Source organism: Streptomyces sp. NPDC059900, assembly GCF_050270335.1.
Classification (GTDB): domain Bacteria; phylum Actinomycetota; class Actinomycetes; order Streptomycetales; family Streptomycetaceae; genus Streptomyces.
In genome coordinates this window covers 1-13,431 of the sequence record NZ_JBNNJZ010000204.1, presented here as the reverse complement: position 1 = coordinate 13,431, position 13,431 = coordinate 1, and the positions used below count along the sequence as shown (strand labels likewise).

The following is a 13,431-nucleotide window of genomic DNA, read 5'->3' as shown; positions in this document are numbered from 1 at the left end:
TACGGTTGCATCACAACGGCGCGGGGTGGAGCAGCTCGGTAGCTCGCTGGGCTCATAACCCAGAGGTCGCAGGTTCAAATCCTGTCCCCGCTACTCACGACGAAGGCCCGGATCCTTATCGGATCCGGGCCTTCGTCATGTGTGCGTGGGGTCGTTGCGGCCGTGTGCGCTGGTCTGTGCGAACCGTGCTCCGCACGGGGGGAGTTGGGAAATCTGTGTTTGACTTATCTCTCTGTGGGCATGTCGACAAAACGCTGAAGTGACCTCACTGGCTGCGGTATACCAGGTGTACCCAGGTTGCAGGTGGTGCGACGATGGACGTTATGGGGGACAAGGCAACTCTGTTGGAGACAGGGCGGTTTGTGCAGCCGGCCGACCGGGAGGATCCCGGGGCGGCCGCCGAAGAATTGCGCCATCGGCTGGCCGCCGAGGCCGGAGACGTCGACGCGATGAGCGTCCTCGGAAGCCTTCTGCTGCGCCGCGGTGATCTCGACGGGGCCGAATCTCTGCTGCGCGCGGCGACCGCCGAGGGTGACCGAGCCGCCGCCAACAACCTCGGAGTCCTCCTGCACCAGCGCGGGTACGCCGACGAGGCCGCCGGGTGGTGGCGGGTCGCCGCCGTCGCCGGTTCCGCCGCGGCCGCGCACGCGCTGGGGCGCCACCACCGCGAGCGCGGCGACGAGCCCGCCGCGGAGTACTGGCTGCGGCAGTCCGCCGAGCAGGGCCACGCCCTGGGGGCGTACGCCCTCGCCGACCTTCTCGAGCACCGCGGTGACGTCGGTGCCGAGCGCTGGATGCGGGCGTCGGCCGAGCGCGGTCACCGCGAGGCGGCGTACCGCATCGCCCGCGCCCTGGACCGGCGTGCCACGGCTGAGCGGGGCGAGGCCAAGGCCGGTGCGAGGGGCGGCGCCAAGTCCGGCGCCAAGTCCGGTGCGCAGTCCGGTGCGAAGACCGGCGCAAAAGGGGCGCGTTCCGCCTCCGCCGAGGCCGAGCAGTGGTACCGCCAGGCCGCCGCGCGCGGGCACCGGCGGGCCGCGCTGCACCTCGGCGCGATCCTGGAGCAGCGCGGCGAGCTGAAGGAGGCCGGGCGCTGGTACCTGAACTCCGCGAAGGACGGGGAGGCGCGCGCCGCCTGCGCTCTGGGCTTCCTGCTGCGTGACGCGGGCGACGAGGAGAGCGCCGCCGTCTGGTGGCTGAAAGCGGCCCAGGACGGCGACGGGAACGCCGCGAACGCCCTGGGCGCGCTGCACGCCGAGCGGGGCGAGACCCAGACCGCCGAGCGGTGGTACAGGGCCGCCATGGACGCGGGCGACGTGAACGGCGCGTACAACCTCGGGCTGCTCTGCGCCGAGCAGGGGCGGACCGTACAGGCCGACCAGTGGTACCGGCGTGCCGCGTACGCCGGTCACCGCGAGGCCGCCAACGCGCTTGCCGTGCTGCTGCTCCAGGGCGGCGACGCGGCGGGTGCCGAGCCGTGGTTCTCCAAGGCCGCGGAGGCGGGCAGTGTCGACGCGGCGTTCAACCTCGGGATTCTGTACGCGTCCCGTGACGACGAGGACTCCGCCCTGCCCTGGTACGAGCGTGCGGCGGCCGCCGGGCACACCGAGGCCGCGCTCCAGGTCGGCACCGCGCGGCTGCGGGACGGCGACGAGCAGGAGGCCGAGCGGCATCTGCGGTGCGCGGCAGGGGGCGGCAGCGCGGAGGCGGCGTACCGCCTCGGCACCGTCCTCGACGCGCGGCGCTCCGCCGCCGGGCCGCCCGCGCTCGGGGAGCCCGCCGCGGAGAAGACCGAGTGCGAGGAGTGGTACGAGCGGGCTGCCCAGCAGGGGCACCGGCGTGCGCAGGTGCGGGTCGGGATGCTGGCCGCGGGGCGCGGGGATGTCGTCGAGGCGGCGCGGTGGTACCGCCTCGCGGCCGATGCGGGCAGCCGGAACGGGGCGTTCAATCTGGGGCTGCTGCTTGCGCGTGAGGGCAGTGAGCCCGAGGCCGCCCTGTGGTGGACCCGGGCCGCTGACGCGGGGCACGGGCGGGCCGCGCTTCGGCTCGCGCTGCTTTACGCTCGGCGCGGGCAGCTGGTGGAGGGGCAGCGGTGGGCTTCACGTGCCGTGGAGCTTGGGCCGGCTGAGGTTTCCGAGCGGGCGGCGCGGTTGCGCGAGGCGCTTCAGCAGGAGCTGACCGCGTAGCCCCTGCCGGTGCCTTTGCGGTGGGCCTGCGCCTGCGCTTGGTGCGGCTTGCTGTCGTGGGGCGGGTGCGGGCCGTGGGTGGGCTGTGCCCACCCGTTCCGCCCTGCGGAACGCCTGCCCACAGCCAGGCGGACCTCCCGCCACAGCAACGCCCCGGAACGGATTTGCGCTGGTCGTCGCGGTTGGCGTACGGTTGCATCACAACGGCGCGGGGTGGAGCAGCTCGGTAGCTCGCTGGGCTCATAACCCAGAGGTCGCAGGTTCAAATCCTGTCCCCGCTACTAAAGGCCAGAGGCCGGGAAGCATCAGCTTCCCGGCCTCTGGTGTGTTCGGGGGCAGCTACGGTTTGTGGCCGACCGCCTCCCCGTACAAATCGCGGTCCACCGCCTTGTTCTCCGGGACCTTCTCGCCTTCGGCGACGCCCGCAGCCTCGTACGCCGCCTGGAGCCGGTCCGTGGTCCCCGACCGGATCTCCCAGTCCATGCGCAGGGACGGCGTCGACTCCAGGACCGCCTCGTCGGTCTTCAGGAGCTTCGCGAGATCGGAGACGAAGGCCTTGTCCGCCTTGTAGTCACCGGCGAAGTACGTGTTCACGGTCCTGATGTACGCCCGAAGGAGCGCGACGCCCGCGTCCGGGTCCTTGGTCAGGAGATTGGGGCCGAACAGCAGGCCGCCGAGCGGTTCGCCCTGTGGCTGGCCGCCGAGGAAGGCGTACCGCTTGTCGCCGTCGACCTTGCGCCAGACCGGGTCGAGGAGCCAGGCGGAGTCGGTGCCGCCGTTCTGGAGGGCGGTCAGGACGTCCGCCGAACCCAGCTGCTGGAACTGGATCTTGTCGAGGCCGCCGCCGTGCTTCTTCAGGGTCGTGCCCATGGGGTACGAGATGACCGAGCCCTTGCCGATCATCGTGCCGAGCTTGCGGCCGGCCATCGGGACGCGGTCCGCGCTCTCGCCCTTCTTCAGTTTCACCCACAGGCCGCTCTTGGAACGGGGGTCCGGGGAGAAGTTCCCGGCCGCCCACTTGATGGTGAAGCCGCCCGTGATGCCGTTCATGACGGCGGCCTCGGGGGCGGCCCACTGGGCGTCGATGTCTCCCTTGGCGAGGAGGGGGAGTGCGTCGGGGGTCGGGAGCACCTTGAGGTGGACGTCCAGGCCCTCCTTCTTGAACTCGCCCTTCTGCACGGCCATTTGGAGGGGTGCGACATATTCGGCGCTCAGCGTGCCGGTGGCGATGGTGAGGCTGCGCTCTTTGGGCAGGGGGCGCGGAGCCGGGGCGCCCTTGTCGCAGCGGGCGGGCGCGCGGTCCGCCGCGAGGTCGGACGGGTCCGTCCAGCTGCCCTTGCCGCAGCCTGCGACCGCCTTGACCGTACGGGGCTTGGCAGGCGCGGCCCGGTCGGCGGTGTCGTCCTCCTTCGCGCAGCCCGCGGACGCGAGCAGCGAGCCCGCCACGAGCAGCGTGAACATGCGGATGCGGGTGTGCATGGAGCCTCCGTACGCGTACGAATGGTTCATGACTGGCTTCTGCCGCGGTCGCGCGGGGCCCAGGGAGTGAGCAGCCGGCCCGCGATCCGCACCAGTTCGGAGAAGACGACGCCGAGCACGGCGACGCAGACGATGCCGACGAACATCACGTCGTTCTGGAACAGCGCCCGGGAGTCGAAGATCAGGTGCCCCAGGCCGTCCGACGCGGCGATCTGCTCCGAGGCGACGATCACCAGGACGGCGACGCCCGCCGCGATCCGCGCGCCGACGAGCACGGCGGGCAGCGAGGCGGGCAGCAGGACGTGGCGGAACATCTGCCACGGCGACGCGCCGAAGACCTGGCCCGCGTCGCGGTGCCCGGAGGGTACGGCGAGCACCGCCGCCATCGTCGAGATCCAGACGAAGAAGAAGACGGTGGCCGCCACCAGCGCGATCTGCGGGCCTTCTCCGAGGCCGAACATGTTCAGGAAGACGGGCAGCAGGGCCAGCTTCGGTACGACGTACAGCGCGTCCAGAAGCGGTTCGAGGGCGGCGCGTACGAGGGAGAGCGAGCCCATGAGGAGGCCGAGCGCGTAGCCGGTGACCGTGCCGATCGCGTAGCCGGCGAGGACACGCTTGAGCGTGGCCCACACGTCGGGCCACAGATCGCCGTCCGCCGCGCGCTGCCAGCCGTCCTCCAGGATGGTCTGCGGCGCGGGGTAGACGCGGTCGTCGATCCAGGCCTGAGTGGCGGCCAGCTGCCACAGCAGGATCAGGGCGAGGGGGACGGCGACGGCGAGGCCGGTCTCCAGGGTGCGGCGCCTGCGGTGGGTGCGGGTGGGGTGGAGTTCGTGGGGGCCGGGCTCGCGGACGAGCAGGCCGTCGTCGGGGTCTGCCGTTTTGCGCGGGGTGGCCGTCGTCATGCCGGTACCGCCTCGTCCTGCGAGACCTGCCCGTCTTTACGGACCACCTCGCCGCGCAGCAGGTCCCACAACTCGCCCTTGAGCGCGGTGAATTCCGGGGTGGCGCGTACGTCACCGGTGCGGGGCCTGGGGAACGGCGGGCGGTGTTCGGCGATGATGCGGCCCGGTCGTGCGGACATGACAAGCACACGGTCGCCGAGCACGATCGCCTCTTCGAGGCTGTGGGTGATGAAGAGGGTGGTGGTGCGGGTGGTCTGGGTGAGGTCGAGGAGTTCGTCCTGGAGGATCGTGCGGAGCTGGGCGTCCAGGGCCGCGAACGGCTCGTCCATCAGGAGGATCTCGGGCTCCACGGCCAGGGCGCGGGCGATGGCGACGCGTTGGCGCATGCCGCCGGAGAGGGTGGCGGGGTAGGCGTCGGCGAAGTCCGCGAGGCCGAGGCGGGTGAGCCAGTCCCTGGCCCGGGCGTCCGCCTCCCGGCGGGGGGTCTTCTGGATGTCCAGGCCGAAGCGGACGTTTGCCTGGACGGTCTTCCAGTCGTAGATGCCGTAGTCCTGGAAGATCATCGCGGCGGGTCGCTGCGCGGCCGTGCGGATGGTCAGCTTGCCCCTGCTGGGGCGGAGGAGGCCTGCGGCTATGCGGAGGAGCGTTGCTTTTCCGCAGCCTGAGGGGCCGACTATGCAGGTGAACTCGCCGGGGGTGATCTTTAGGTCCACCGGACCCAGTGCGTTCACGGCCTTGGTGCCGCGGCCGAAGGTTCTTGTTACTGCGTGGGCTTCTAGTTTCGGGTGCGGGTCTCCCACGGGGTCTCCTTGCGGAGGGCAGGCGGATAAATGGCGCCGCCGACCATATGACGCACCGTCAGGTTTCGGAAGGGGTCCGCTGGAAGCCTTACGCCCCCGCGCAGCTGGGGCACGTGCCCCGGTATGTCACGTCTGCGCCCTCGATCGTGAAGCCGAAGCGTTCCGAGTCGGGGAGGCTCGTCAGGGGGTTGCCCGTGGGGTGGACGTCGCGGATCGTGCCGCACTGCGCGCACACCAGGTGCTGGTGGGGGCGGTGGGCGTTCGGGTCGTACCGCTTGGCCCTGCGGTCCGTCGAGACTTCGAGGACCTCGCCGAGGGTCACCAGCTCGCCCAGGGTGTTGTAGACCGTCGCCCTGGAGATCTCGGGGAGCTTGTCCACGGCGCGGGCGTGCACCTCGTCCGCGGTCAGATGCACGTGATCCCCGTCGAGCACCTCGGCCACGACGCGTCGCTGCGCGGTCATGCGCCAGCCGCGTCCGCGCAGTCGTTCCAACAGGTCGCTCATGAAAACCAGCCTAGCAGGCGGGAAGGCTAAGTCCCGACCATGTGTGACTTTGGATGTTTACTTGACTTAGACAAAGTCCATCGTAGGATCGAGTTCGGCAGAGGCCAAGGGCATCGGTCGAAGCCAAGAGCAACGCCCAAGGACAGGACTTGCAGGAAATGACGCAGGAGGCGCACGTGACGCAGGGACCGCTCACCACGGAGGCCGGCGCGCCGGTCGCCGACAACCAGAACAGCGAGACCGCTGGTGCCGGCGGTCCGGTCCTGGTCCAGGACCAGGCGCTGCTCGAGAAGCTCGCGCACTTCAACCGCGAGCGCATCCCGGAGCGCATCGTCCACGCACGCGGCGCCGGTGCGTACGGCACCTTCACGCTGACCCGCGACGTCTCGCAGTGGACGCGTGCCAAGTTCCTCTCCGAGGTCGGCAAGCAGACGGAGACCTTCCTCCGGTTCTCCACCGTCGCCGGCAACCTCGGCTCCGCCGACGCCGTGCGCGACCCCCGCGGCTTCGCGCTGAAGTTCTACACGGAGGAGGGGAACTACGACCTGGTCGGGAACAACACCCCCGTCTTCTTCATCAAGGACGCGATCAAGTTCCCCGACTTCATCCACACGCAGAAGCGCGACCCGTACACGGGCTCGCAGGAAGCCGACAACGTGTGGGACTTCTGGGGTCTGAGCCCCGAGTCGACCCACCAGGTCACCTGGCTCTTCGGAGACCGCGGCATCCCGGCGACGCTGCGCCACATGAACGGGTACGGCTCGCACACCTACCAGTGGAACAACGAGGCCGGCGAGGTCTTCTGGGTCAAGTACCACTTCAAGACCGACCAGGGGATCAAGAACCTGACGGCGGCCGACGCGGCGAAGCTCGCGGGTGAGGACCCCGACTCCCACCAGCGCGACCTGCGCGAGGCCATCGAGCGCGGCGAGTTCCCGTCCTGGACCGTGCAGGTGCAGATCATGCCGGCCGCGGACGCGTCGACGTACCGCTTCAACCCGTTCGACCTCACCAAGGTGTGGCCGCACGAGGACTACCCGCCGATCGAGATCGGCAAGCTGGAGCTCAACCGCAACCCGGAGAACATCTTCGCCGAGGTCGAGCAGAGCATCTTCTCGCCCGCGCACTTCGTTCCCGGCATCGGTCCCTCCCCGGACAAGATGCTCCAGGGCCGCCTCTTCGCGTACGGCGACGCCCACCGCTACCGCGTCGGCATCAACGCCGACCACCTGCCGGTGAACCGTCCGCACGCCACCGAGGCGCGCACCAACTCGCGTGACGGCTTCCTGTACGACGGCCGCCACAAGGGCGCGAAGAACTACGAGCCGAACTCCTTCGGCGGCCCCTTCCAGACGGACCGCCCGCTGTGGGTGTCCACCCCCGTCACCGGCGGCACGGGCAACCACGAGGCTCCCTCGCACGCCGAGGACAACGACTTCGTGCAGGCGGGCAACCTCTACCGCAAGATGTCCGAGGACGAGAAGAGCCGTCTGATCGAGAACCTCGCGGGCAACATCGCGGGTGTCTCGCGCGACGACATCGCCGAGCGCGCGATCAACAACTTCCGTCAGGCGGACGGTGACTTCGGCAAGCGGCTCGAAGCCGCGGTCCAGGCCCTGCGCGGCTGACCTCGCTCGTCGCAGCCCGTCCCCGGGAGAACAGTCGGGCCGGATCCCCTCGGGGGTCCGGCCCTTCTGCCGTTCGCGCGGTGCTCAGACCGTCAGGGTCGGCACGCGGCTCCTGTCCGGTGCCCAGCAGCGGATGATGTCGCGGACCGAGACGATCCCGGTCGGTTCGTTCTCGTCCATCACGATCAGATGCCGGAAGCCGCCGTGCGACATGGCGTCCGCGGCCTCCTCCAGGGTCCAGGACGGTGCGGCGAAGACGACTTCGGTCGTGGTGTGGGCGCCTGCGGTCTCGGTGTCGGGGTTCTGCCCGAGACCCACCGAGATGAGGACGTCGCGCTCGGTCAGAATGCCTAGGCCGGTGTCGGCGTCGAGGACGACGGCCGCGCCGACGCGGCGCGTCGACATCAGCCTGGCCGCCTGGCGCAGTGTGTGGGCGGGACCGATGGTGAGGACCATCGTGCTCATGGCGTCGCGGACGAGCATGGGCTTGAGCCACCTCCTGAGTGGACCGCAAGAGAAGCGATTCACAAGTTCACAAGTGGGGGGACTCTCAGAGTCGCAGCCATGCGGGCCGCCAACAAGGGGGCGCGTGCTGCCGGTTCAGGGCGCGCACGTCAGAGGCGCGCGGGTCATGTGCGCCTCAGTAGCGCTGGTTGAGGTAGCCGAGCAGCTCGTCGTGCAGCAGGCCGTTCGACGCGGCGGCGTTGCCGCTGTGCGGGCCCGGAGCGCCGTCGAGGCCGGTGAAGGTGCCGCCCGCCTCGGCCACGATGATCGCGGTCGCCGCCATGTCCCAGAGCGAGAGTTCGGGCTCCGCGCAGATGTCCACCGATCCCTCGGCGACCATCATGTACGGCCAGAAGTCGCCGTACCCACGGGTGCGCCAGACCGCGCGCGTGAGGTCCATGAACCCGTCGAGGCGGCCCTGCTCCTCCCAGCCCGTGAGCGAGGAGTACGCGAAGGAGGCGTCCTGGAGCCGCGACACCTTGGAGGCGTGGATCCTGGTGGCGGAGGTCAGGCTGCGCCCGGTGTAGGCACCGGCGCCCTTCGCGGCCCACCAGCGGCGGCCGAGCGCGGGCGCCGACACGACGCCCACCACCGGCTGGAAGCCGCCCTCGCCCGCCTCCATCAGGGAGATCAGCGTGGCCCAGACCGGCACACCGCGTACGTAGTTCTTGGTGCCGTCGATCGGGTCGATGACCCAGCGGCGCGGGCCCGTGCCCTCGACGCCGAACTCCTCGCCGAGGATCGCGTCGCGCGGCCGCCCCCGCTTCAGGTTCGACCGGATCAGTTCCTCGGCCGTTTTGTCCGCCTCGCTCACCGGCGTCATGTCCGGCTTGGTCTCGACCTTGAGGTCCAGAGCCTTGAACCGGTCCATCGTCGCGGCGTCGGCGGCGTCCGCGAGGACATGGGCAAGACGCAGATCATCGTGGTAGTCGGGCATGAGTGAACAGTATCGATCTCGTTCTGGCTGAGCCACAGCGCCGTATGTCCGGGCTGTTCCGGGACATGACGCATCCCGTGCGAGGTCCCGCCGGAGCTATTGACACCGCCTCCGAGCACGTCAACGCTGGCCGCAGAGCCGCTTCGGCCCCGGGAGGCGACGATGCCTGCAGCACGGGAATCCTTACTGGACGCGGCCGCCACGGCGTTGGCTCGCCGGCCGTGGCCAGCAGTCCGCATGGTCGATGTCGCGGCCACCGCCGGAGTGTCCCGGCAGACCCTCTACAACGAGTTCGGCAGCAAGGACGGCCTCGCCCGCGCCCTGCTCCGGCGCGAGACCGACGCCTATCTGCGCGGCGTGGAGCACGCGTTGGCCGTGGAGGGCGGCCCGGTGGACCGGCTCGCCGCCCTGAGCGCGTGGACCATCGCCGCGGCGCGCGGCAACGAACTCGCCAGGGCCATGCTCACCGGCTGCTGGAGCGAACGCCTGCCCGCGCCGACCAGGCCGGGGGTCTCCGCGTCACCCGTACCGGCGCAGCGGCGCGCCGACGCGGGCGTTCCGTCGCCCGCCGAACTCCTCGCCCTCGTCCGGGACAAGGCGGTGAACGCGCTGAACGGCAGGGCACGGCCGAAGGACACCGAAGAGCTGGCCATGGCATGCGAGAGCGCCGTACGGATGGCACTTTCGTACGTCGTCGCGCCCTCGCCCGCGGGGGAGGACCCGGTGGAGCTGGTGCGCGGGGTCCTGGGGCGCTGGACCAGCGCCTGAGCGGCCCGCGTCCGCCGCAGGATCAGTGGGCGGAGCCCGACAGCTGGAGGCCGATGACACCGGCGATCACCAGCGTGATGGAGACGATCTTGAGCGTGGAGACCACGTCACCCAGGAAGACCATGCCGTAGATCGCGGTGCCCGCGGCGCCGATGCCCGTCCAGACCGCGTACGCGGGACCCACGTCGAGCTTGCGCAGTGCGAGCGTGAGCAGGCCGAAGCTGCCGAGCGCGAAGGCGGCGAAGGTGATCGTCGGCCAGAGCCGGGTGAAGCCGTGCGAGAGCTTGAGACAGACCGCGAAACCGGTCTCCAGGAACCCCGCGACGATGACCAGCAGCCACGCCATGTTTCTGCCTCCCGCAACTCTGCGTCGGTGACCGCTTCGCCTGGCTTGGTACGGGCTTGGCACAGGCTTGGTGTGATTATGCCTTTGCCGCAACGCCCCGGCGCAAACAACGGCGAGGTCAGTCGCCCTCGCGTCGCTCACGGGTCGCAAGCAGCCTGCGCAGCGAGTAAAGACGTGCGGGGTCCGCGTGCCCCTCCTCCACCCAGGCGTCGAGCGCGCAGTCCGGCTCGTCGTGGCTGCACGCGCGCGGACAGCCCTCCGTGCCCGGCACCAGATCGGGGAAGGCGAGGATGACGCGGGACGGGTCGACGTGGTGCAGGCCGAAGGAGCGCACGCCGGGCGTGTCGACCACCCACCCGCCGGAGCCGCCCGACAGGGGCAGCGCGAGCGCCGACGTGGTGGTGTGCCGGCCGCGGCCCGTGACGGCGTTGACGTGCCCGGTGGTGCGCCGGCGCTCCTCCGGGACCAGGGCGTTGACCAGCGTCGTCTTGCCCACCCCGGAGTGGCCGACGAACGCGGTGATCTTGCCGTCGAGCAGTTCGTGCACGCGGGCGAGCTCCGCGCCGTCGGTGAACTCCTCGCGGCTGGTGACGACGTAGGGCACGTCGAGCGTGGAGTAGGTCTCCAGGAGCTTGTCGGCCGATGCCAGGTCGGACTTGGTCAGGACGAGGACCGGCTTGAGACCGCCGTCGAACGCGGCCACGATGCAGCGGTCGATCAGGCGCGGGCGCGGCTCCGGGTCGGCGAGGGCCGTGACGATGGCGAGCTGGTCGGCGTTGGCGACGACCACCCGCTCGTACGGGTCGTCGTCGTCGGCCGTGCGCCGCAGGACGGACGTGCGCGGCTCGATGCGCACGATGCGCGCGAGAGTGTCCTTCTTGCCGGAGAGATCGCCGACGAGTGCGACCCGGTCGCCCACCACGGCGGCCTTGCGGCCCAGTTCGCGGGCCTTCATGGCCATCACGATCCGGTCGTCGACCAGGACGGTCAGGCGGCCCCGGTCGACGGTGAGGACCATGCCGTCCGACGCGTCCTCGTGCTTGGGCCTGATGTGCGTGCGCGGGCGGTTGCCCTTGCGGTTGGGGCGGACGCGGATGTCGTCCTCGTCGGGGTTCTTTCCGTAGCGGCGCATGTTCTGGATCCGCCCGTCAGTTCCCGAGCATTCCGGTCCAGAGGTCGGGGAAGTCGGGCAGCGTCTTCGCCGTCGTCGCGACATTCTCGATCTGTACGTCCTCCACCGCCAGGCCGATGATGGCGCCCGCGGTGGCCATGCGGTGGTCGTCGTACGTGTGGAAGATCCCGCCGTGCAGCCGGCGCGGGCGGATGTGCAGGCCGTCGGCGGTCTCGGTGACGTCGCCGCCGAGGCCGTTGATCTCCTTGGTGAGGGCCGCGAGGCGGTCCGTCTCGTGCAGCCGCAGGTGGGCGACGCCGCGCAGGGTCGAGGGGGAGTCGGCGAGGGCCGCGACGGCCGCGATGCCGGGGGTCAGCTCGCCGACCTCGCTCAGGTCCACGTCGATGCCGTGGATCGATCCCGAGCCGGTGAACACGAGCCCCTGCGCGGTCAGTTCGCAGGAACCGCCCATCTCCGTGAAGATCTCCCGCAGCTTGTCGCCGGGCTGCGTGGTGTGCGCGGGCCAGTCCGGGATCGTCACGCGGCCGCCGGTGACAAGAGCGGCGGCCAGGAACGGCTGGGCGTTGGAGAGGTCGGGCTCGACGGTCAGATCGCGGCCGAGCAGGGCGCCGGGGGTGACCCGCCACACGTTCGGCTCGCCGCCCGACTCCGGGGTGTCCACCTGGGCGCCGACCGCGCGGAGCATGTCGACGGTCATCCGGATGTGCGGCATGGAGGGCAGGGCGGTGCCGGTGTGCCGGACCTCGACGCCCTGGTTGAAGCGCGGTCCCGAGAGCAGCAGGGCGCTCACGAACTGCGAGGACGAGGAGGCGTCGATGTCGACCGGGCCGCCGTCCAGGGCGCCGCCGCCGTGCACGGTCAGCGGCAGCGCGCCGCGGCCGTCGTCGTCGATGCGGGCGCCGAGCGCGCGCAGGGCGTCGATCACGCCGTGCAGCGGACGCTCGTACGAACGGGGGTCGCCGTCGAAGCGGATCGGGCCGTCGGCGAGGGCGGCGACCGGGGGCAGGAAGCGCATGACCGTGCCGGCGTTGCCGACGTCGACCGTGGCGGGGCCGTGCAGGCCGGAGGGGATGACCCGCCAGGCCTCGCCGGAGCCGTCCGGGCCCACACCCTCCTCGATGCCGACGCCCAGTGCGCGCAGGGCGCCCGCCATCAGGAGGGTGTCGCGGGAGCGCAGCGGGCGGCGCAGCCAGCCGGGCTCGGCGGCGAGGGCGGCGAGGACGAGGCCGCGGTTGGTGACCGATTTGGACCCGGGCACATGGACCGTCGCGGCGACGGCTCCGCTCGCGTGCGGGGCTGGCCAGAGGGTGTCGTGCGCTGGGTTCACGGTCATGCCCACACTTTAGTGGCTCACGGTGACGGCGCAGTCGGCGCTGCTCAGAGGCCGGGTCAGAGGCCGAGCAGCCAGCGTCCGCCGCCTATCAGTGAGCACAGTGAGACGGCGTGGAAGAGGAAGAGCCACATACCCGCCGGGACGTGCGTGAGCCGGGAGAGCTGGTCCGCGTCCGAGTCGCCCGCGCCGCCGCGCCTGCGCTTGGACTGCAATTCGAAGGCGGGCCGCACGCCTCCCAGGAGCAGGAACCACACCACCGCGTACGCGAACGCCGCCTGCACCTGCGAGCTGGTCAGCCAGGAGACGAGCAGGAAGGCGCCGCCGGTGATGATCATCGTGAGGGCGCCGTACGCGTTCCGGATCATGACGAGCATCACGAGGAGCAGCGCCGTGGCGAGCCACAGGAACGCGGTGATGTGCCCGGCGGCAAGCAGCGCGGCGCCGCCGAGGCCGAGCAGGGGCGGCGCGGTGTAGCCCGACGCCGCGGTGAGGATCATGCCGAGGCCGGTCGGCTTGCCCCGGGAGACGGTGAGGCCGCTGGTGTCGGAGTGCAGCCGGATGCCGTCCAGGCGCCGCCCGGTGAGCAGGGCGACCAGGCCGTGGCCGCCCTCGTGCGCGATGGTGATGGCGTTGCGGGCGACCCGCCAGATGCCGTGCGGGACGACGACGGCGAGGGCGACGAGACCGGTGGCGATGACCAGCCACTCGTCGGGGGCTGCCTGGGTGCCGAAGACGCGGTCCCAGAGGTCGGTCAGGCTGGCGTTCGCCATGCTTTCCATTGCTCGTGCCATTGTCGGGACCGGCTCCTCTGGTCGTACGGGGTCTGGCAGTCTGGCACGTATGTGCGGACGGTATGCATCGAGTCGTAGGCCCGAGGATCTCGCAGGAATCTTTGAGATCGAGAAGTGGGAGCC

At 70.8% G+C, this 13,431-nt stretch carries 13 protein-coding genes and 2 tRNA genes; 5 read left to right on the top strand and 10 right to left on the bottom strand.

All coding sequences use genetic code 11. The features are described 5' to 3' along the window. The first annotated feature begins 19 nt into the window (after positions 1–19). From ACQKIP_RS24400 to ACQKIP_RS24390, 3 genes are all read left to right on the top strand, one after another. Positions 20–93 (top strand) — tRNA-Met (locus tag ACQKIP_RS24400). A gap of 221 nt (positions 94–314) precedes the next feature. Then, entirely contained in the window at positions 315–2,183 is a 1,869-nt protein-coding gene (locus tag ACQKIP_RS24395) for a tetratricopeptide repeat protein (protein ID WP_365860529.1), read from the top strand. Positions 2,184–2,390: 207 nt separating this feature from the next. Next, positions 2,391–2,464, top strand: a tRNA-Met gene (locus tag ACQKIP_RS24390). Positions 2,465–2,522: 58 nt separating this feature from the next. Here the strand turns inward: ACQKIP_RS24390 and ACQKIP_RS24385 are convergent. The 4 genes from ACQKIP_RS24385 to ACQKIP_RS24370 all read right to left on the bottom strand — a co-directional run bounded on the left by ACQKIP_RS24385 (position 2,523) and on the right by ACQKIP_RS24370 (position 5,869). Then, entirely contained in the window at positions 2,523–3,662 is a 1,140-nt protein-coding gene (locus ACQKIP_RS24385; protein WP_427744057.1) for an ABC transporter substrate-binding protein, read from the bottom strand. 26 nt (positions 3,663–3,688) lie between these two features. Next, positions 3,689–4,564, bottom strand: a complete 876-nt coding sequence (locus tag ACQKIP_RS24380) for an ABC transporter permease (protein WP_365860531.1) — start codon at positions 4,562–4,564, stop codon at positions 3,689–3,691. Next, positions 4,561–5,364, bottom strand: a complete 804-nt coding sequence (locus ACQKIP_RS24375) for an ABC transporter ATP-binding protein (RefSeq protein ID WP_365860532.1) — start codon at positions 5,362–5,364, stop codon at positions 4,561–4,563. Before ACQKIP_RS24375 ends, ACQKIP_RS24380 begins: the two co-directional genes overlap by 4 nt. Positions 5,365–5,452: 88 nt before the next feature. After that, on the bottom strand, positions 5,453–5,869 hold the full coding sequence (locus ACQKIP_RS24370; RefSeq protein WP_365860533.1) for a Fur family transcriptional regulator: 417 nt from the start codon (positions 5,867–5,869) through the stop codon (positions 5,453–5,455). A gap of 158 nt (positions 5,870–6,027) precedes the next feature. Here ACQKIP_RS24370 and ACQKIP_RS24365 point away from each other — a divergent pair, with 158 nt between their 5' ends. After that, positions 6,028–7,497, top strand: a complete 1,470-nt coding sequence (locus ACQKIP_RS24365) for a catalase (RefSeq protein ID WP_365860766.1) — start codon at positions 6,028–6,030, stop codon at positions 7,495–7,497. Between the two features lie 84 nt (positions 7,498–7,581). Here ACQKIP_RS24365 and ACQKIP_RS24360 read toward each other — a convergent pair whose 3' ends face one another. Both ACQKIP_RS24360 and hisN read right to left on the bottom strand, forming a co-directional pair. Beyond that, the gene (locus ACQKIP_RS24360; RefSeq protein ID WP_365860534.1) at positions 7,582–7,980 is read right to left on the bottom strand and encodes a CBS domain-containing protein; all 399 of its coding nucleotides are present in this window, start codon (positions 7,978–7,980) and stop codon (positions 7,582–7,584) included. 157 nt (positions 7,981–8,137) lie between these two features. Then, positions 8,138–8,938 (bottom strand): histidinol-phosphatase, encoded by an 801-nt coding sequence (hisN, locus tag ACQKIP_RS24355; RefSeq protein ID WP_365860535.1) that lies wholly within the window; start codon positions 8,936–8,938, stop codon positions 8,138–8,140. Between the two features lie 162 nt (positions 8,939–9,100). Between hisN and ACQKIP_RS24350 the strand changes: the two genes are divergently transcribed. Further along, the gene (locus tag ACQKIP_RS24350) at positions 9,101–9,706 is read left to right on the top strand and encodes a TetR/AcrR family transcriptional regulator (RefSeq protein WP_365860536.1); all 606 of its coding nucleotides are present in this window, start codon (positions 9,101–9,103) and stop codon (positions 9,704–9,706) included. Positions 9,707–9,728: 22 nt separating this feature from the next. Here ACQKIP_RS24350 and ACQKIP_RS24345 read toward each other — a convergent pair whose 3' ends face one another. From ACQKIP_RS24345 to ACQKIP_RS24330, 4 genes are all read right to left on the bottom strand, one after another. Next, positions 9,729–10,052, bottom strand: coding sequence for a DMT family transporter (locus ACQKIP_RS24345; RefSeq protein WP_190082031.1), 324 nt, complete (start codon positions 10,050–10,052; stop codon positions 9,729–9,731). A 118-nt stretch (positions 10,053–10,170) separates the two neighbouring features. Then, on the bottom strand, positions 10,171–11,184 hold the full coding sequence (gene rsgA / locus ACQKIP_RS24340) for a ribosome small subunit-dependent GTPase A (protein ID WP_365860537.1): 1,014 nt from the start codon (positions 11,182–11,184) through the stop codon (positions 10,171–10,173). A 16-nt stretch (positions 11,185–11,200) separates the two neighbouring features. Continuing rightward, positions 11,201–12,517, bottom strand: coding sequence for a 3-phosphoshikimate 1-carboxyvinyltransferase (gene aroA, locus ACQKIP_RS24335; protein ID WP_365860538.1), 1,317 nt, complete (start codon positions 12,515–12,517; stop codon positions 11,201–11,203). Positions 12,518–12,573: 56 nt separating this feature from the next. Next, on the bottom strand, positions 12,574–13,296 hold the full coding sequence (locus ACQKIP_RS24330) for a M50 family metallopeptidase (RefSeq protein WP_365860768.1): 723 nt from the start codon (positions 13,294–13,296) through the stop codon (positions 12,574–12,576). Positions 13,297–13,431 lie beyond the last annotated feature (135 nt).